The organism is Microbacterium sp. 22303, from assembly GCF_052045265.1.
Classification (GTDB): Bacteria; Actinomycetota; Actinomycetes; order Actinomycetales; family Microbacteriaceae; genus Microbacterium.
The window spans coordinates 368588-385721 of record NZ_JBQEOQ010000005.1; the positions used below are offsets into that span (position 1 = coordinate 368588).

Sequence of the window (17134 nt, forward strand, 5' to 3'; positions counted from 1 at the left end):
ACGGACGCCGAACGCCGCCCACCCGAGGGGTGCGCGGCGTTCGACACGGGATCAGGTCGTCAGGTCAGGCGGATCTGACGGTTCATGTCCTTGTACAGCAGGTAGCGGAAGTCCTCGGGGCCGCCGGCGTAGCAGGCCTGCGGGCAGAACGCGCGCAGCAGCATGTAGTCGCCAGCCTCGCACTCCACCCAGTCGTCGTTGAGCCGGTAGACGGCCTTGCCCTGCAGCACGAACAGGCCGTGCTCCATGATGTGCGTCTCGGCGAACGGGATGGATCCGCCCGGCTTGAAGGTCACGATGTTGACCTGCATGTCGTGCGCCATGTCGCTCGCGTCGGAGAAGCGGGTGGTGGCCCAGACATCGTCGGTGTCCGGCATCGAGACGGGCTCGATGTCGTTGTCGCTCGTGACGAAGGACGCCGGAGCGTCGACGCCCTCGAGGTACTCGTAGGCCTTGCGGATCCAGTGGAAGCTGGTGATCTCGGATCCCTCGTTCGCGAGCGACCACTGCGCGCCCGGCGTGATGAAGGCGTAGCCGCCCGCCTCGAGCACGTGCCGCTCGCCCTCGAGCGTGAGGGTGAGCTCGCCAGTCGTCACGAAGAGCACGCTCTCCACTCCGGCCTCCGGCTCGGGCTTGGCCGCCTCTCCCCCGGGCGCGATCTCGACGATGAGCTGCGAGAACGTCTGCGCGGAGCTCGGCGTGGGACGCGCGATGATCCATGCCCGCGTGTTCGAGAACCCGGGCAGGCTGCTGGTGACGATGTCGCGCATCACGCCCTTCGGGATGAAGGTGTAGGCGAGCTTGACGACCGCGCGGTCGGTGAGCAGGTCGGTCTGCGGGGGCAGCCCGCCGGCGGGCGTGTAGTAGGTGCGGGTGCTCAAGAGACGGCCTCCTTGGTTGCGAGTTTCGGGTGTGCGAGGCGGACCAGCTCTGCGGGCTCGGATCCGGTCGCGGAGCGGACCTCGTCGGCCGTGAGCGCGCCGCACTCCAGGCCGCGCACGACGAACCGTGCCAGGGCGCGGGCCGTCGCCGGCTCGTCCATGATCGTGGCGTCGCTGCCGTGCAGGTAGTTGTCCAGGCGCTTGGCAGCCGCGGCGAAACCCTCGCGGTAGAACGCGTAGGTCGCGAGGTACCGAGTGGGCAGCTGGGCGGCGTGCAGGTCCCAGCCCTGGTAATAGCCGCGCTCGAGCGAGCGCCGCACCAGGCGGGCGTGCAGCTTCCACGCCTCGATGACGTGGTCCGGATCGCCGACGGGGATCACGTTCGTGGATCCGTCCGAGATCCGCACGCCCGTCTCGGCGACCGCCACCTGCATGACCTGCTTGGCGAAGTCGGCGGCGGGGTGCTCCATGGACTGGTAGGCCGCGGCGATCTGCAGCGAGGCGCTGTAGTCGTAGGTGCCGTAGTGCAGCGCGGAGACGCGGCCGTCGGCGCGGTGCAGGAGCGTCGCGACCGGAACGGATCCGTCCGCGGCGACGATGAGCTGCGGCGTCTCCATCTGCACCTCGAAGCGCAGCCGGCCCGCGGGCAGCCCGAGGCGCTCCTCGAACCGCTCGCACAGCGAGACCATCGCCTCGACCTGCTCGACCGTGGTGACCTTGGGCAGCGTCAGCACCAGGCCGTCCGGCAGCGGACCGTTCGCGGCCAGCGTCGACAGGAAGAGGTCGAGCGTGCGGATCCCGCGCCGGCGCGTGGGCGCCTCGAAGCACTTGAACCGGATCCCGATGAACGGGGGCGCGACGCCGGCGGCGACGGCCTGAGCCACCCGCTCGGCGGCGAGGACCGCATCCGCGTCCTCCTCGTCGTCACCGCGAGCGCCATAGCCGTCCTCGAAGTCGAGGCGCAGGTCCTCGATCGGCTCGGCGACGAGCTTGGCGTCCACGAGAGGCGCGAGCTCGTCGGCGAGCGCACCGAGGCCGACAGCCTGGGCAAGCGCCACGGTGCCGCCGAAGTCCGCCACGGCCAGTGCGGCCGTCTGGCCGAACTGCGCCGGCAGGTCGAGCCGGAACCGGTCGGCGGGCACGTACAGGGTGTGCACGGGCTGGCGGGATCCGTCATCGCCGGGGTACTCGGTCTTCAGCAGCGTGTCGGTGCCGGAGAGGCGGGCGTCGATGTCGGCGAGGTCGGCCTCGCCCAGGGTGCCTGCGGACAAAAGGCTCACTCCTTCGACGACTCGACGACGCGCACGATCGCCTCGGCGACGGCGCCGGCCACGAGCGGGTCGAACACGCTGGGGATGATGAAGCTCGCGTTGAGCTCGTCCTCACCGACCCGCTCCGCGATCGCCTGCGCAGCTGCGACCAGCATAGGCGGGGTGATGTCCGACACGCCCGCGTCGAGGAGGCCGCGGAAGAACCCGGGGAACGCCAGCACGTTGTTGATCTGGTTCGGGAAGTCGCTGCGCCCGGTGGCGACCACGGCCGCATGCTTCGACGCCACGATCGGGTCGACCTCGGGGGTGGGGTTCGCCATCGCGAACACGATCGCGTCGTCGGCCATGCCGGCGATGTCGTTCTCGTCGAGCACGTTCGGAGCGCTGACGCCGATGAACACGTCCGCGCCGACGAGCACCTCCTTGAGGGTGCCCTTGGCGTTACGGGGGTTGGTGGTGGCGGCGAGCTCGATGCGGTGCGCGTCGGTGTACTCCTCGTCGCGGTTGATCGCGCCGTTGCGGCCGCAGGCCACGATGTCGACGGCCCCCTCGGCGAGCAGCAGCTGCACGATCGCGTTGCCAGCGGCACCGACGCCCGAGACGACGATGCGCACCTCGCCGATCGTCTTGTCGACGACCTTGAGGGCGTTCTGCAGGGCGGCGAGCGTGACGATCGCGGTGCCGTGCTGGTCGTCGTGGAAGACGGGGATGTCGAGCTCGTCGCGCAGTCGCGCCTCGATCTCGAAGCAGCGCGGGGCGGCGATGTCCTCGAGGTTCACGCCGCCGTAGACCGGGGCGATCGCCTTGACGATCTGAATGATCTCCTCGGTGTCCTTGGTGTCGAGGCAGACCGGCCAGGCGTCGACGTTCGCGAACTGCTTGAACAGCGCGGCCTTGCCCTCCATCACGGGCAGCGCGGCCTCGGGGCCGATGTCGCCCAGGCCCAGCACGGCCGTGCCGTCGGTGACGACGGCGATCGTGTTGCGCTTGACGGTGAGCTGGCGGGCCTTGCTCTTGTCCTCGGCGATGGCCATGCAGACGCGGGCGACACCCGGGGTGTACGCGCGGGAGAGGTCGTCGCGGTTGCGCAGCGGCACGCGCGGCACGACCTCGAGCTTGCCGCCCAGGTGCATCAGGAACGTGCGGTCGCTGACCAGGCGGACCGTGACACCCTCGAGGGCGTCGATCGCGTCGCGCACCTGATCGGCGTGCTCCTCACCAGTGGTGTTGCAGGTCAGGTCGACGACGATGGTCGACGGGTGCGACTCGACGACGTCGAGCGCGGTCACGACGGCGCCGGCGCCGGCGGCAGCCGCGGCGAGCTCGCTCGTGACGGTGAAGTTGGACGGCGCGTCAATGCGCAGCGTGATCGAATTTCCGGGACCCGGGTTCGCCATGATTCCTCCTCATCGAGGCGTCCCGGGCGGAGGCCTCGGGCGCTGTTGCGGTGATGAACTGTTTACAAGTTTCGTATTGTGGACACTATTATCTCTATCGTGGAAGTTTCGCGCAAGATGAGATTCGGATCCTCTTGGATTTCCGGCTCGAGACTCTCGCATGATGGAATTACCCAAGGACGGGAGCTGACATGGCAGAGAATCCGAGCACCACAGGCGTGAAGGGCACGGAGCCGAAGACCGGCAGAAGCGCGGGATCGGGCGTGCAGTCGGTCGAGCGCGTGTTCGAGCTGCTCGAGCTCGTGACGGATGCCGGCGGCGATGTGACGCTCAGCGAGCTGTCCGCGTCGACGGACCTCCCTCTTCCGACCATCCACCGGCTGCTGCGGACCCTGGTCTCGCTCGGCTATGCGCGTCAGCTGCCGAACCGGCGCTATGCGCTCGGGCCGCGCCTGATCCGCATCGGCGAGGGCGCATCCCGCCAGTTCGGCGCGCTCGCCCGCCCGCAGCTGAAGAGCCTGGTGGACGCCCTCGGCGAGAGCGCGAACATGGCTGTGCTCGACGGCGACATGGTCGTGTACGTCGCCCAGGTGCCCTCGCAGCACTCCATGCGCATGTTCACCGAGGTCGGCCGCCGTGCCAACGTGCACGACACCGGCGTCGGCAAGGCGATCCTCGCCCAGCTCGATGACGACGTCGTGCGCGGCATCGTGGGCCGCACCGGCATGACCACCCCCACCGAGTACAGCATCGGCACCGTGGACGCGCTGCTGAAGGAGCTGGATCTGATCCGCGAGCGCGGATACTCGATCGACGAGCAGGAGCAGGAGATCGGCGTGCGCTGCTACGCGATGGCCGTGCCCGGCGCCCCCACGCCGACCGCGGTGTCCGTGTCCGGTCCGATCGCGCGCGTCACCGAGGAGTTCGCCCAGCGCGCCGTGCCGCGGCTGCGCGAGGCCGCCGCCGCGATCGCCGCCGACCTGGAAGCGTAGCCCGCGCAGGGGCGGCCGGCACACGGGGGCATCCCGGGTGCCTCTGAGGACCCGCCCGGGGTGGCGTCCCCACAACTCCGAAGGACGGATGCAATTCCGCAGGACGGATCCACGGATCCTGTCCTCTGGAGTTGCATCCGTCCTTTTTCTGGATCGTTGAGCACGGGGTCGTTGAGCGAGCGCAGCGAGACGAAACGCGGCGCCCTCCCGAGGTCCGCTTCGAGAGGCACCGCGTTTCGTCTCGGTCGTGCTTCGCGCGTCCTCGCTCGACGACCCGGGACCGACTACTCCGCGTCGGTGCCGCTCGTGCCGGCGTTGACGTCGAGCAGGCGGTACTTCTCGGCGGCCCGGGCCGGGATCGACGGGTCGATCTCGCCGCGCTTGGCGAGCAGCTGCAGCGTGCGCACCACGACCGAGGGGCCGTCGATCTTGAAGAACCGCCGGGCGGCGGCGCGCGTGTCCGAGAACCCGAAGCCGTCGGCGCCCAGGGTCGCCCAGTCGTTCGGCACGAACTGGCGGATCTGGTCGGGCAGATCCTTCGCGTAGTCGCTGACGGCCACGATCGGGCCGTGGGATCCGGCCAGCTGCGAAGCGAGGAACGACGTGCGCGCACCGCGTCCGAGGAACTCGTCCTCCTCGGCGGCGACCGCGTCGCGACGGAGCTCGGTCCACGAGGTCACCGACCAGACGTCGGCCTGCACCCCCCAATCGGAAGCCAGCAGCTGCTGCGCCTCCTGGGCCCAGGTCACGCCGATGCCCGACGCGAGCAGGTGCGCCTGGGGCGCGTCGACCGGGGCGATCCGGTGGATGCCGCCGAGGATCCCGGCCACATCGACATCGGAAGGCTCGGCCGGCTGCACGATCGGCTCGTTGTAGACCATGAGGTTGTAGATGTAGTTGCGGTCGGTCGAGTCCGCGCCGTACATACGCTCGATGCCGGCGCGCATGATGTGGCCGATCTCGTAGCCGAACGCCGGATCGTACGTGATCACCGCGGCGTTCGTCGCCGCGAGAAGCGGCGAGTGCCCGTCGGCGTGCTGCAGCCCCTCACCGGTGAGCGTGGTGCGCCCGGCGGTCGCCGAGATCAGGAAGCCGCGCGTCATCTGGTCGGCGGCCGCCCACAGCGAGTCGCCGGTGCGCTGGAAGCCGAACATCGAGTAGAACACGTACACCGGAACGAGCGGCACGCCGTGCGTCGCATAGGCGGTGCCCGCCGCGGTGAAGGCGGCGATGGATCCGGCCTCGTTGATGCCGACGTGCAGGATCTGGCCCGCCGCCGACTCCTTGTACGAGAGCACGATGTCGCGGTCGACGGCGAGGTAGTTCTGCCCGTTCGGGTTGTAGATCTTCGCGGTCGGGAAAAACGCGTCCATGCCGAAGGTGCGCGCCTCATCGGGGATGATCGGGACGATGCGCTTGCCGAACTCGGGGTCGCGCATGAGGTCCTTGAGCACCCGCACGAACGCCATGGTGGTGGCGGCCTGCTGCTTGCCGGATCCGCGCGCCGCCACCTCGTACGCCTTGGCGTCGGGCAGGGCGATCTCGCCGGAGGCGTTCGGGCGCCGCTCGGGGAGGTAGCCGCCGAGCGCCTGGCGGCGCTCCTGCATGTACCGGATCTCCGGGGCGTCGACGCCCGGGTGGTAGTACGGCGGCTCGTAGGGGTTCGCCTCGAGCTGCTCATCGGTGATCGGCACGCGCAGGTGGTCGCGGAAGTCCTTGAGGTCCTGCAGCGTGAGCTTCTTCATCTGGTGCGTCGCGTTGCGGGCCTCGAAGCGCGGGCCGAGGCCGTAGCCCTTGACCGTCTTGACCAGGATCACCGTGGGCTTGCCGTTGTGCGCGAGCGACTCCTGATACGCGGCGAACACCTTCTTGTAGTCGTGGCCGCCGCGCTTGAGACCCCAGATCTGCTCGTCGGTGAGGTTCTCGACGAGCGCGAGCGCACGCGGATCCTTGCCGAAGAAGTTCTCCCGGATGAACCCGCCCGACTCGGCCTTGTACGTCTGGTAGTCGCCGTCGCGGGTGGTGTTCATGATGTCGAGCAGCGCGCCGTCGGTGTCGCGGGCGAGCAGGTCGTCCCACTCCCGGCCCCAGACGACTTTGATGACGTTCCAGCCCGCACCGCGGAAGAAGCCCTCGAGCTCCTGGATGATCTTGCCGTTGCCGCGGACAGGGCCGTCGAGGCGCTGCAGGTTGCAGTTCACGACGAAGGTCAGGTTGTCCAGGTTGTCGTTCGCGGCCAGCTGCAGCAGGCCGCGGCTCTCCGGCTCGTCCATCTCGCCGTCGCCGAGGAACGCCCACACGTGCTGGTCGCTGGTGTCCTTCAGGCCGCGGTTGTGCAGGTAGCGGTTGGACTGCGCCTGGTAGATCGCGTTCATCGGGCCGATGCCCATCGACACGGTCGGGAACTCCCAGAACTCCGGCATCAGCCGCGGGTGCGGGTAGGAGCTCAGCGCGTGGCCCTCGCGGGACTTCTCCTGGCGGAACCCGTCGAGGTCCTCCTCGCTGAGGCGCCCCTCCATGAAGGCGCGGGCGTACATGCCGGGCGAGGCGTGGCCCTGGAAGTAGACCTGGTCGCCGCCGCCGGGGTGGTCCTTGCCGCGGAAGAAGTGGTTGAAGCCGACCTCGTACAGGGTCGCGGCGCCCGCGTAGGTGGAGATGTGGCCGCCGACGCCGATGCCGGGGCGCTGCGCGCGGTGCACCAGGATCGCGGCGTTCCAGCGCATCCAGGCGCGGTAGCGGCGCTCGAGCTCCTCATCGCCGGGGTAGGCGGGCTCATCGGCGACCGAGATCGTGTTGATGTAGTCCGTGGTCGCGTTCGGCTCGTCGACCACGCCGGCGCGGGCGGCCAGCGAGCGCACGATGTGCTCGCCGCGCTCGGCGCCGCGCTGGGCGACGAGCGCATCCAGCGACTCGAGCCATTCGGCGGTCTCTTCGGGGTCGTGATCCAGGGTCTCGGATCCGAGGGCGGCGGAGCTGCTCTGTTCGTGCATCTTCGGCCTTTCTGTGAGATGTTGTGGGGCTGCCGGTCGGGCGGCGGGGCTGATCTGCTAGATGTAGGTGGCTGCGGGTTGCGCAGCGGGGCTGAGGTTCGAGGAGTGACGATGAGCGGACGCATCGCCGTGGTGACGGGTGCCGGATCGGGGATCGGGCGTGCCGTGGCGCGCACGATGCTGGAGGCCGGCTACCGCGTGGCGCTGGCCGGGCGGCGCGAGTCCGCACTCACCGAGACGGCGGGCGGGATGCTCGGCGCCCCGGAGCGCGGCGCGCTCCGTCCGGACGCCCCCGAGGGCGGAGCCATCCATCCGAACGCCCTCGTGGTGCCGACCGACGTGACGGTCGAGGCCGAGGTGGACGCGCTCTTCGACCGCGTGGTGCAGGAGTGGGGCCGCGTGGACGTGCTGTTCAACAACGCCGGCGCGTTCGGCCCCGCGGTCTCTGCAGCGGACATCGAACTCGCCGACTGGGAGCAGACGCTCGCGGTCAACCTCACCGGCGCGCTGCTCAGCGCGCGCGGTGCGATGCGCGTCATGCGCGCGCAGAGTCCGCAGGGCGGGCGGATCATCAACAACGGATCCATCTCCGCCCAGGCGCCCCGTCCGCTCTCCGTGGCGTACGCGGTGAGCAAGCACGCGCTCACGGGACTGACGAAGTCCGTCGATCTCGACGGCCGGCCATTCCGGATCTCCTGCGGCCAGATCGACATCGGCAACACCCGCACCGAGATCATGGACGAGCTCGGCGTCGGATCCGGGGCGCTGCAGGCCGACGGCAGCCGCAGAGTCGAGCCCACCTTCGACGTCGAGGCCGCGGCGCGCACGGTGCTGCTCATGGCGGATCTGCCCGCGGAGGCCAACATCGGCGCGCTCACGATCACCGCGAGCGGGATGCCGTTCGGCGGGCGCGGCTGAGCGATCGCGGGGGTTCGCGATCATCGGCGGACCTCCTCGTCCCTGCGCCCTCGTGTCGGGGGCCGCGGGTTCGTGCTCGATTCCGGATCCGATTGATTTCAGATCGTGGAAGGTTTCTTTCAGATTGCGTAATCTATTGTCGCCCCGCGAGTGATTCCTTGTCAAGGCGCCGAGGCCTCCCGCTCACCCGGAGACGACGAACGCGGGGCCCGGCGAACCGGGCCCCGCATTCTCGTGTCGGCAGTGGTGCAGCGCTCAGCAGAAGCCGGCGATGCCGTCCCACGACCAGTGGTCGGCGTCGGCGCCGTCACGCAGGAACGACGCCTCGATGAGGCCGTAGGGACGGTCGGCGGCGAAGAACACCTCGTTCGGGTTCTCCAGGCCGAACGGCGACAGGTCCACGACGAAGTGGTGCTTGTTCGGCGTCGAGAAGCGGATCTCGTCGATCTCGGGGTGCGCCTCGAGCACGGCCTCGGCCATCTCCTTCAGCGTGTGCTGCAGGGCGTAGGAGTAGTTGCGCGAGAAGCCGGCGAGGAGCAGGCGACGCACGTCGGCGTAGACCTCGTTGAAGTCGATGTCGTTGCGGTTGTAGCGCCACTTGGCGGTCACCGAGGTGGCGAGGATGCGGTCCTCGGTCTCGGGGAGGGTCGTGTACTTGTCGCGCGGGTAGCCGACGAAGCCGCTCGCGGTCGACTTGAGGACCGTGAGGTCCTGCAGGCCCGCGATGATCGTGGTGTCGTCGCCGTCGATCTGCACGACCGCCGTGCGGGTCTCGGTGCCGCCGCGCACGAACGCGTGATCGTGCTCGCCGTTGTCGCCCTCGATGCGCAGCCAGGTGTACTGCTCGGCGGCCCAGCGTCCGCCGGTCACCCAGTCGAACTCGCCGGTGAAGTGCCGGCCCAGACGCACGAGGAACTCCTCCGGGCTGCCGATGCCGTCCTTGGCGAAGGCGTAGACCGTGTTCTTCTGGGTGTCGGTGGCGACGACGTTCTCGTTGTTGCCGTCGAAATGTGCGGAGGCGAAGTCGCCGCGCAGCTGCGAGGTGACGTTCAGGTCCTCGATCTCGTGGCGGTCGGTGTCGCGGGTGATGCGGACGACCCGGTTCTCGGCCTTGCCGTACTGGTTCTTGCCCAGGATGATGTTCGTCATTTCGGATCCCTCTTAGCTTCCTCGGTAGGTGGAATAGGCGAACGGACTGAGCAGCAGCGGCACGTGATAGTGCGCCTGCTCGGCGTCGACCTGGAAGGTCAGCACCACCTCCGGGAAGAAGGCGTCCGTCTTGATGCCGGCGAAGTAGGCCGCGGTGTCGAACCGGAGGCGGTAGGCACCGCTCTCCAGCCGCTCCGGGCCGAGCGCTTTCACCCGCCCGTCAGCATCGGTGAGGCCCGTACCGATCCCCGACCACCCGTCGCCGACTCGGGCCTCGAGTACGACGGCGACGCCGGGCGCGGGGCGCCCGAGTGTGGTGTCCAGGATGTGGGTGGTCACGTGGGAGACGCTCATGCGCTCGCTCCTTCGGTCTCGATGGCCGCCGCGAGGCGCAGAGCCGCGATCTCGCGCAACTGCTGATCCACGACGGCGAGCTCCTGCTCGTCGGTGCTGCCGAGTCGCTCCTGCAGCAGGGCCAGGATGTCCTGGGCGCTGCGGCCGGCGGCGCGGATGAGGAAGACGCGGTCGAACCGCTCCTCGTAGGCGCGGTTCCCCTCAGCGAGGGCGGCGGCCGTGACGTCGTCGACGCTCGGCTGCTCGCGACGCGAGTGCGCCGCCTCTGCGCTGGTGCCGTCGACCTTCGCGCCGATGCGCGGGTGGTGCGCGAGCGCCCCGTCCAGCTCGGCCTCGGTGAGCGGCGCCGCGGCCTCGAGGGCAGCGGCGGAGAGCGCGTCGGCCGAGGCGTAGGGACGGCCGTCGACGATCGCATCGATCCAGCGGGTGATGTCCAGTGCGGGCTTCACGACGGCGATGGCGTCGTCGCGGCCGACGGAGTTGAACTCCTCGAGCAACATCTTCGATCCTCAGACCATGCTGGCATCCGGCGTGTAAGGGCTATACGGACGGATCCTATCGACAGGATCCGATCTCATCCAAAGAAGGAATTTCCGTATGCCGGAACTGTTGTTTCAGCATGTGTAACCAGTGTGCAGACCGGATCCGGATCTGTCAACCCCCGTTGCGAGTCGTCCCCCTCAGCCCGACCTATGGCTCGTGCTGAGGGGGACGACTCGGTAATGGGGGATCGAATTCAGACGCCGAGCTCGGTGCGCAGGCGCGCCACGTGACCCGAGGCGTCGACGCCGTACTCGGCGCGCTGCACGACCCCGTCGCCGTCCAGCACGAACGTCGAGCGGATGACGCCGTCGAAGGTGCGGTCGCCCACGGTCTTCTCGCCCCACACGCCCCACGCCCGTGCCACAGAGGCGTCGGTGTCGGCGAGCAGCGGGAAGGTCAGGCCCTCCGCTTCGGAGAAGGCGCGGATGTCGGCGACCTCGTCGGGCGAGACGCCGATCACGGAGTAGCCGGCCGCGCCGAGCGAGGATAGGTTGTCGCGGAAGTCGCAGGCCTCGGTGGTGCAGCCGGGGGTCGCGGCCTTCGGGTAGAAGTACACGACGACGTTGCGTCCGCGGTAGTCCTCGAGCGAGACGCGAGCGCCGTCGGCGTCATCGAGGGCGAAGGCGGGTGCGGTGTCGCCGGGGGCGAGGCGAGTGGTCATGATGTCTCCGTTCGAATGGGGTTCAGGGGATCCGGTGCCTGATCCTGTCGAAGGGCCGGATCCGCGAGCGGGACGCTTCGACAGGCTCAGCGGCCGGTGGTCAGCGGGTGGGCAGCACGCCGAAGGCCTCGGCGAGATGCATGATCTTGCGGGCGCGGCCGAGACGGGGCAGGTCGCTGCCGTCGCGGACGATGCGACCGCGCGCGTCGAAGTCCTCGAGGAACTCGTAGGCCCACTCGACATCGGTGCGGGTGGGGCTGATGACCTCGTTGACGACGGGGGTCTGATCGGCCTGCAGGCAGAGCTTGCCGGTCATGCCCATCGACACCGTGATGGCCGACTGCTCGCGCAGGATCGGGTGGCTGGATCCGACCGTCGGACCGTCGATCGGACCGGGGAGCCCGCCCGCGCGGCTGGAGATGACCAGGCGCGCCCGCGGGTAGGCCATGGCCTCCCGGTCGGCCGACATGCCGGTGTCGCGGCGGAAGTCGCCGCTGCCGAAGGCGAGCCGGAACACCCCCTTGGCGCGGGCGATCTCCGTAGCGTTCTCGATGCCGACGGCCGACTCCACCAGCGCCACCACGGGCACCCTCGCGCCCAGGCGGTTGAACGTGTCCATGACCTGGCCGCCGTACTCGGTCTTGGCGAGCATGACGCCCTGCAGTCCGGGGGCGTCGCGCAGCCCGTCCAGGTCCGGGGACCAGTGCTCGCTGGTCGCGTCGTTGATGCGCACCCAGGCGCGGTGGGGGTTGCCGTTCTCATCGGCGCCGTGCAGCCAGCGCACGACGTCGTCCCGCGCGGAGTCCTTGTGGCTCGCGTCGACGGCATCCTCGACGTCGAGCACGACGGCGTCGGCATGCGAGCGGGCCGCGTCGTCGAACGTCTCCGGCCTTGTCGCCGCGACCAGGAGCCACGAGCGCGCCAGCTCCGGCGCGATCTCGCGCGGGCCAGGGGTGGGCAGCGGAGCGTTCATGCTATTCCATTCTGTGAAACTTGACTTTTACAATACGAAAACAGTACTCCTGCGCGCAAGCGTGCGCCAGCCTTGTGCCCTGTGCGGGCCTCAGTCGTGCAGGGCGACCACGGCATCCCACACCGCCGCGGCGACGGTGCGCTTCGACCCGGCCGCCGCCGCGACCACCGCTCCATTCGGGCCGATGATCTCCACGGCGTTGTCGTGCTTCTCGAACCCGTGCTCGGCGTCGGCGAGGTTCACGGCGAGCAGATCGGCGCCCTTGCGCTCGCGCTTGCGTCGGGCGCGCTCGCGCCGGGCCTCGGGATCCGTCGCGGTCTCCGCGGCGAAGCCGACGAGGATCTGTCCCTCCGGTGCCCCACCCGCGCGGCGGGCGGCGCCGAGGGCCGCCAGCACGTCCTCGTTCTCGACGAGGTCGATCCGCTCGAGGATCCCTTCCTCCTTGGTGAGCTTGTGCGCGGCGGCCTGTGCCGGACGATAATCCGCGACGGCGGCGGCCATGACCACAGCGTCCGCACGGGCCGCCGCGTCCTTCACGGCGGACGCGAGCTCCGCGGCCGTGGCGACAGCGCGGATCCGGATCCGCGGATGGCCCGCTGCGGCGAGGACGTCTCCGGCCAGGTTGGCCGCGACGAGCTCGACCTCGGCGCCGCGGGTCGCCGCCTCGACGGCGAGCGCCGCACCCTGGCGTCCGCTGGAGCGGTTGCCGAGGTAGCGCACGGGGTCGATCGGCTCGCGCGTGCCGCCTGCGGAGACCACGACGGTGAGGCCGGCGAGGTCCTGCGGCGCCAGCAGGCGCAGTGCGGCCTCGGCGATCGCCTCGGGCTCGCTCATCCGGCCGGGTCCGCTGTCGCCGCCGGCGAGCTCGCCGTCGTCGGGCCCGATCAGGTGCACGCCGCGGTCGGCGAGCGTGCGGATGTTCGCCTGGGTCGCGGGGTGCGCCCACATCTCGGCGTGCATGGCGGGGGCGATGAGCACGGGCGCGGTGGTGGCCAGCAGCGTCGTGCCGAGCAGGTTGTCGGCGATGCCCGCGGCCATGCGCGCGATCGTGTTCGCCGTGGCGGGAGCGACCACGACGAGGTCCGCCCCTTGCCCCAGGGCGACGTGGCGTACCTTCGCCACGTCGTCGTGCACGCTCGTGGTCACCGGGTTGCGGCTGATCGCCTCCCACGTCGGGGCGCCCACGAAGCGCAGCGCATCCTCGGTGGGGACGACGGTGACCGCGTGCCCGGCCTTCACCAGGAGCCGCACGAGCTGCACCGACTTGTAGGCCGCGATGCCGCCGGAGACCCCCACCACGATGTCCATCCCTCGATTCTGCCATTCGGCGCCGTGCCCGGGCCTGGAGCGCTCGTCGACCGGATCCGGATCCCATCGGGGTCGTTGAGCGAGCACCGAGCGCAGCGAGGAGCGAGACGAAACGCGGTCGTCTCGCGGGATGACGTAGGCGCGGCCCATCCGGATCCGGTGGCCCGCGCCCTGCCTAGACTGATTCCGTGTGCACGGTCGTGATCGAGGTCGACGGGACGGGGGCGCGGCTGCTGGCCGTGCGGGATGAGGATCCGTTGCGCGAGTGGGATGCGCTCGGCGAGTGGTGGCCCGAGCGCCCTGGAGTCATCGGGATCCGCGACCGCCGCGCCGGCGGAGCCTGGCTCGCCGTCGACCCGGAGTCGCGCCGGCTGGCCGTGCTGCTGAACCGCGCCGACGTGCTCGACCTGCCCGACGAGCTGGCCGTCTCCCGCGGCACCCTCGCGCTGGCGTCCGTGACCGGCGTCTCGCCGACCGGCTCGGAGCGCATGCACGGCTTCAATCTTCTCGAGGTCTCCCCCGCCGGTGCCCGCGTGCTGTCCTGGGACGGCACCGTGCTGCGCGAGACCCCGGTGCCGGCGGGCGTGCACATGATCGCTCACTCGGATCTGGATGATCCCGAGACCGCGCGCATCGAGCGCTGGCTGCCCGAGTTCCGCGCGCACCCGACGCGCGAGGAGGACTGGCCGGAGTCCTGGATCCGCCTGCTCGCGACGACCGCAGAGCTGGATCCGGCCGACGACCGCGCGATCATCCGCGACAACCGCCCGTACGGCTACCCCACGCAGTCGCTGCTCTACTGCACGGCTTCGGTCGGCGCGGAGGGTGTCGACGTGCGCGACCACGGGCTCCCCTCACCCGCGCACTGGGGCTGAGCACGCCCGGCGCAACCCCCGGCGAACCCGGCCGGAGGGTCGCCCCGTCCCGTCGCGTCGCCGCCGTGTAGGAGCGGTACGTTCTCAGCATGACGGATCCGCAGCAGCCCTTCTCCGCGCCTCAGCCGCCGGTCGCGAACCTGCATCCAGGGGCCGCGCCCGCCGGCACGCCTCGCCAAGCTCCGACCCTCGGATACCTGCCGCCCGTCGGGGACGTGGGACCCGCGCCGACTCAGCCGCTCATGCCGACGTACCCGGGATACGGATACCCGGCGAACGGCGAACCCGGCGCGGCCGCTCCGCAGAATCGGGCGAAGGGTGCCAGGATCGCGACCACCGCGGTCGTGCTGGCCTCGGTAGCGTTCGCCCTGGAGGTGCTCCGCTACATCGGACTCTCGGTGGCGTACGCCGTGTCCAGCGATGCGACCCTGCCACAGCCGGTGTCGATGGCGATCGACGTCGTCCTCTTCCTGCTGTACGCGGGCGCCGTCGTGCTCGCCCTGATCGGGCTTCCGCGCCGCTCGGGGCGGCTCCGCTCGGGGATCGCCCTGGGCCTCGGCATTTCCGGCGCGGTGTATCTGGTGCTGCAGTTCGTGTTCACCTTCATCCCCTGACGCCGATGGTGCCCTCCTCTCCCCGGCTCCCCTTGGTTCCCGGCCGGGTGATCCGGCAGCCGTCGGCGTCGAACGATGACCTCGCGCGCTCGGTCGAACTGCTGCGCGAAGTCGCGACCGGAGCGGGCCCTCAGCAGTTGCTCCGCCTCTACACGCCCGTGCCGATGCTCGCACTGACCCGGCGGGAGAGCCTGATGCCCGGCTACGACATCGCCGTAGCGGCGGCGGAACGGCTCGGTTTCACGCCCGCGATCCGCCCGACCGGCGGCCGCGCCGTCGCCTACGACGAGACGTGCCTCGTCTTCGACCTCGTCGAGCGCGAGAAGGCGCATGCCGACCCCACCGCGTTCTTCGCGCAGGCGGGCAGGACGATCGTCGACGCGCTGCGCGGGCTCGGCGTCGATGCCCGACTGGGCGAGGTGCCGGGCGAGTACTGCCCCGGCGAGTACAGCATCAACGCGCGCGGCGCCGTGAAGCTCGTCGGCACCTCGCAGCGCGGTGTGCGCGGCGCACGCCTGCTCAGCGGGATGCTCGCGTTCGGCTCCGTCGACCGCTTCGTCGCGGTGCTCACGGAGGCCAACGCCGCGCTGGGGCTCGAGTGGGATCCGCAGACCTTCGGGTCGATGCTCACCGAGGCACCGACGGTCTCGCGCGACGACGTCGAGAACGCGCTGGCGGCGGCGCTCATCGCCTGAGCGGCTAGGCGGCATCGCTCCTGCCGTGCTCCTCCGCGGGAACGGTCTGGACCCGGGCTCGAGTCCCTCCAGCGGCACAGCTCTTTACTTAGCTCTGACCAGGTTTACTTTGGCGAAGTGGGCTAGTTTCGCCTATGCCTCGCCGCGAAGCATGTGTCGTGTCTCCTTGTTCGGCACATCGAGATAGCGTGCTCGGAGCGGCAGCCATCGCCCCTGACAGCATTGAGCGAACGATGAGTCGAGACCGCACGGGCATCGATCTGTCAGCGGAACGTATCTGCCAGCAATTCGCGGCACCTCGACGCCGCCCTCGTCAGGAACGATGCCAGGTTCGTAGGAGAACTCACCCACGCCAACCCGCATCGAGCGATCACCGCTCCGCATGCTCTTCATGTCTTTCTCGAGGGGAAAGCGATTGACGGTTCCGACGTGCACGACGAAGACAAAGCCACCGAACCGCAAAATCGCTCCGACTCCGCCCGGAACATTTCTTAGCTGCGCGTCGATCCGTGCTCGGGGGTTGGCGTCTGGCACAGTCAGATTCATGATCTTGAGCGCAATGACCGAAAAGCGGCCGCGCGGGTATACGTCGCCCTGTAGCGCGGTGTGGAGTTCGGTCAGGGCCCACCTGGGCAGTCGCACATGCCTATAAATGTGATGCGGGCTTAGATGTGCCTTGAAGAGGATTCCTAGAACGGAGCGCAGCATAATGTCTGCGTTGATGTTATCGAGGCGAACCATGTCATTCGTTTCTCGATACAGAGCGAGTGCCCTTGCGGCCAAGTCCCCCGACGTCCCTCGCACCACACTTGCGAGGTATCCCTCGGCGGCTCCAAGATAGTTCTCGCAGGCGCGGCACATCATGTAGTGCTTCTCGATGTCCTGACTCCGGGTGTGCACGCCAATGGAGTCGTACTTCCCGAGGACGAATCCCTCGTCCTTTATCCACTTCCCCGCCCACCGGGGCACAACATGACCAAGCTCTAGTTGAGCATGCTGGCCGCAGAGCACGCAGTTTCCGTAGGTCGTCCGCTTGACGTCGCTACCCATCACAAGAACGCGCTTACCTGCTATCGGCGTCTCGAATGATCGTTCGATGCCATTCGGCAGGCGCGGCGCAGCGTGCTGTTGCGCCCTCTGCCGCTTACTACGTCTTCCGCTCACGTCCCTCAGAGTACGTCGGCTATCGGACGCCACCCGTTGCGATCGAGTCGCGTTGCAGCGAATCGATTCAGCAACAAAGTGGCGCGGTCGTACGGCGACCCCTTGAACCGATGAGATCTTGTGACTGACCGCGAACGCGTCGGTGACGGGAAGTAGCAGTCGAGAGGGACTCGACTGACCGGCGTGACCGCGCGAGTCCTTCGATCCCCGACGTTGTCGACTGAGAGGAACAGGAGACATTGCCACGTGAACCCACACAGCGGAGGCGCTTCCGCGCCATGGACGGATGGGGACTGTCGACGACGTTCGAAAAGTAGGCCATTGCGACGTGTGAAAACGAGGCCACCTG

Annotated in this window: 16 protein-coding genes; 5 read left to right on the top strand and 11 right to left on the bottom strand. The window is 69.3% G+C overall.

Annotation, left to right across the window (positions count from 1 at the left end; all coding sequences use genetic code 11):
* Window positions 1-59 precede the first annotated feature (59 nt).
* From ACTJI8_RS15995 to ACTJI8_RS16005, 3 genes are read right to left on the bottom strand one after another with little or no spacing between them, the layout of a single operon-like run.
* The gene (locus ACTJI8_RS15995; protein ID WP_440734407.1) at window positions 60-881 is read right to left on the bottom strand and encodes a bifunctional allantoicase/(S)-ureidoglycine aminohydrolase; all 822 of its coding nucleotides are present in this window, start codon (window positions 879-881) and stop codon (window positions 60-62) included.
* On the bottom strand, window positions 878-2152 hold the full coding sequence (locus tag ACTJI8_RS16000) for a DUF6986 family protein (protein WP_440734408.1): 1275 nt from the start codon (window positions 2150-2152) through the stop codon (window positions 878-880). Before ACTJI8_RS16000 ends, ACTJI8_RS15995 begins: the two co-directional genes overlap by 4 nt.
* Before the next feature lie 5 nt (window positions 2153-2157).
* A complete protein-coding gene (locus ACTJI8_RS16005; RefSeq protein ID WP_440734409.1) occupies window positions 2158-3549 on the bottom strand; it encodes an NAD-dependent malic enzyme in 1392 nt (463 codons plus the stop codon).
* Window positions 3550-3740: 191 nt separating this feature from the next.
* On the opposite strand from ACTJI8_RS16005, the gene ACTJI8_RS16010 reads away from it, so the two are divergent.
* A complete protein-coding gene (locus tag ACTJI8_RS16010) occupies window positions 3741-4541 on the top strand; it encodes an IclR family transcriptional regulator (RefSeq protein WP_440734410.1) in 801 nt (266 codons plus the stop codon).
* A gap of 284 nt (window positions 4542-4825) precedes the next feature.
* Here ACTJI8_RS16010 and aceE read toward each other — a convergent pair whose 3' ends face one another.
* Window positions 4826-7531: a pyruvate dehydrogenase (acetyl-transferring), homodimeric type gene (gene aceE / locus ACTJI8_RS16015; protein WP_440734411.1), complete on the bottom strand. Its 2706-nt coding sequence runs from the start codon at window positions 7529-7531 to the stop codon at window positions 4826-4828.
* A gap of 111 nt (window positions 7532-7642) precedes the next feature.
* Here aceE and ACTJI8_RS16020 point away from each other — a divergent pair, with 111 nt between their 5' ends.
* A complete protein-coding gene (locus tag ACTJI8_RS16020) occupies window positions 7643-8449 on the top strand; it encodes an SDR family oxidoreductase (protein ID WP_440734412.1) in 807 nt (268 codons plus the stop codon).
* Between the two features lie 255 nt (window positions 8450-8704).
* Here the strand turns inward: ACTJI8_RS16020 and pucL are convergent, their stop codons facing one another.
* The 6 genes from pucL to coaBC all read right to left on the bottom strand — a co-directional run bounded on the left by pucL (window position 8705) and on the right by coaBC (window position 13437).
* A complete protein-coding gene (pucL, locus tag ACTJI8_RS16025; RefSeq protein WP_440734413.1) occupies window positions 8705-9598 on the bottom strand; it encodes a factor-independent urate hydroxylase in 894 nt (297 codons plus the stop codon).
* Window positions 9599-9610: 12 nt separating this feature from the next.
* The gene (uraH, locus tag ACTJI8_RS16030; protein WP_233311816.1) at window positions 9611-9952 is read right to left on the bottom strand and encodes a hydroxyisourate hydrolase; all 342 of its coding nucleotides are present in this window, start codon (window positions 9950-9952) and stop codon (window positions 9611-9613) included.
* Complete coding sequence (gene uraD / locus ACTJI8_RS16035; RefSeq protein ID WP_440734414.1) at window positions 9949-10452, bottom strand: 2-oxo-4-hydroxy-4-carboxy-5-ureidoimidazoline decarboxylase; 504 nt, start codon at window positions 10450-10452, stop codon at window positions 9949-9951. The genes uraH and uraD overlap by 4 nt, the downstream gene beginning before the upstream one ends.
* A 236-nt stretch (window positions 10453-10688) precedes the next feature.
* Window positions 10689-11156, bottom strand: a complete 468-nt coding sequence (gene bcp / locus ACTJI8_RS16040) for a thioredoxin-dependent thiol peroxidase (protein ID WP_440734415.1) — start codon at window positions 11154-11156, stop codon at window positions 10689-10691.
* A gap of 100 nt (window positions 11157-11256) precedes the next feature.
* On the bottom strand, window positions 11257-12129 hold the full coding sequence (locus ACTJI8_RS16045) for an HpcH/HpaI aldolase/citrate lyase family protein (RefSeq protein ID WP_440734416.1): 873 nt from the start codon (window positions 12127-12129) through the stop codon (window positions 11257-11259).
* A gap of 90 nt (window positions 12130-12219) precedes the next feature.
* Window positions 12220-13437 carry a bifunctional phosphopantothenoylcysteine decarboxylase/phosphopantothenate--cysteine ligase CoaBC gene (gene coaBC, locus ACTJI8_RS16050; RefSeq protein WP_440734417.1) on the bottom strand — a complete coding sequence of 406 codons (1218 nt, stop codon included), beginning with the start codon at window positions 13435-13437 and terminating at the stop codon, window positions 12220-12222.
* 188 nt (window positions 13438-13625) lie between these two features.
* Between coaBC and ACTJI8_RS16055 the strand changes: the two genes are divergently transcribed.
* From ACTJI8_RS16055 to ACTJI8_RS16065, 3 genes are all read left to right on the top strand, one after another.
* Complete coding sequence (locus tag ACTJI8_RS16055) at window positions 13626-14312, top strand: NRDE family protein (protein ID WP_440734418.1); 687 nt, start codon at window positions 13626-13628, stop codon at window positions 14310-14312.
* Between the two features lie 89 nt (window positions 14313-14401).
* Window positions 14402-14926, top strand: coding sequence for a hypothetical protein (locus tag ACTJI8_RS16060; protein WP_440734419.1), 525 nt, complete (start codon window positions 14402-14404; stop codon window positions 14924-14926).
* A gap of 5 nt (window positions 14927-14931) precedes the next feature.
* Window positions 14932-15621, top strand: coding sequence for a lipoate--protein ligase family protein (locus ACTJI8_RS16065; RefSeq protein ID WP_440734420.1), 690 nt, complete (start codon window positions 14932-14934; stop codon window positions 15619-15621).
* A 132-nt stretch (window positions 15622-15753) separates the two neighbouring features.
* On the opposite strand, the gene ACTJI8_RS16070 is transcribed toward ACTJI8_RS16065, so the two are convergent.
* On the bottom strand, window positions 15754-16785 hold the full coding sequence (locus ACTJI8_RS16070) for a hypothetical protein (RefSeq protein WP_440734421.1): 1032 nt from the start codon (window positions 16783-16785) through the stop codon (window positions 15754-15756).
* Window positions 16786-17134: the final 349 nt, after the last annotated feature.

What these genes read in the sequence shown, in the direction of transcription:
- ACTJI8_RS16005 (WP_440734409.1), bottom strand. Translation starts at nt 3,549, where the DNA reads ATGGCGAACCCGGGTCCCGGAAATTCGATCACGCTGCGCATTGACGCG.
- ACTJI8_RS16010 (WP_440734410.1), top strand. Translation starts at nt 3,741, where the DNA reads ATGGCAGAGAATCCGAGCACCACAGGCGTGAAGGGCACGGAGCCGAAG.
- aceE (WP_440734411.1), bottom strand. Translation starts at nt 7,531, where the DNA reads ATGCACGAACAGAGCAGCTCCGCCGCCCTCGGATCCGAGACCCTGGAT.
- ACTJI8_RS16020 (WP_440734412.1), top strand. Translation starts at nt 7,643, where the DNA reads ATGAGCGGACGCATCGCCGTGGTGACGGGTGCCGGATCGGGGATCGGG.
- pucL (WP_440734413.1), bottom strand. Translation starts at nt 9,598, where the DNA reads ATGACGAACATCATCCTGGGCAAGAACCAGTACGGCAAGGCCGAGAAC.
- uraH (WP_233311816.1), bottom strand. Translation starts at nt 9,952, where the DNA reads ATGAGCGTCTCCCACGTGACCACCCACATCCTGGACACCACACTCGGG.
- uraD (WP_440734414.1), bottom strand. Translation starts at nt 10,452, where the DNA reads ATGTTGCTCGAGGAGTTCAACTCCGTCGGCCGCGACGACGCCATCGCC.
- bcp (WP_440734415.1), bottom strand. Translation starts at nt 11,156, where the DNA reads ATGACCACTCGCCTCGCCCCCGGCGACACCGCACCCGCCTTCGCCCTC.
- ACTJI8_RS16045 (WP_440734416.1), bottom strand. Translation starts at nt 12,129, where the DNA reads ATGAACGCTCCGCTGCCCACCCCTGGCCCGCGCGAGATCGCGCCGGAG.
- coaBC (WP_440734417.1), bottom strand. Translation starts at nt 13,437, where the DNA reads ATGGACATCGTGGTGGGGGTCTCCGGCGGCATCGCGGCCTACAAGTCG.
- ACTJI8_RS16060 (WP_440734419.1), top strand. Translation starts at nt 14,402, where the DNA reads ATGACGGATCCGCAGCAGCCCTTCTCCGCGCCTCAGCCGCCGGTCGCG.
- ACTJI8_RS16065 (WP_440734420.1), top strand. Translation starts at nt 14,932, where the DNA reads ATGGTGCCCTCCTCTCCCCGGCTCCCCTTGGTTCCCGGCCGGGTGATC.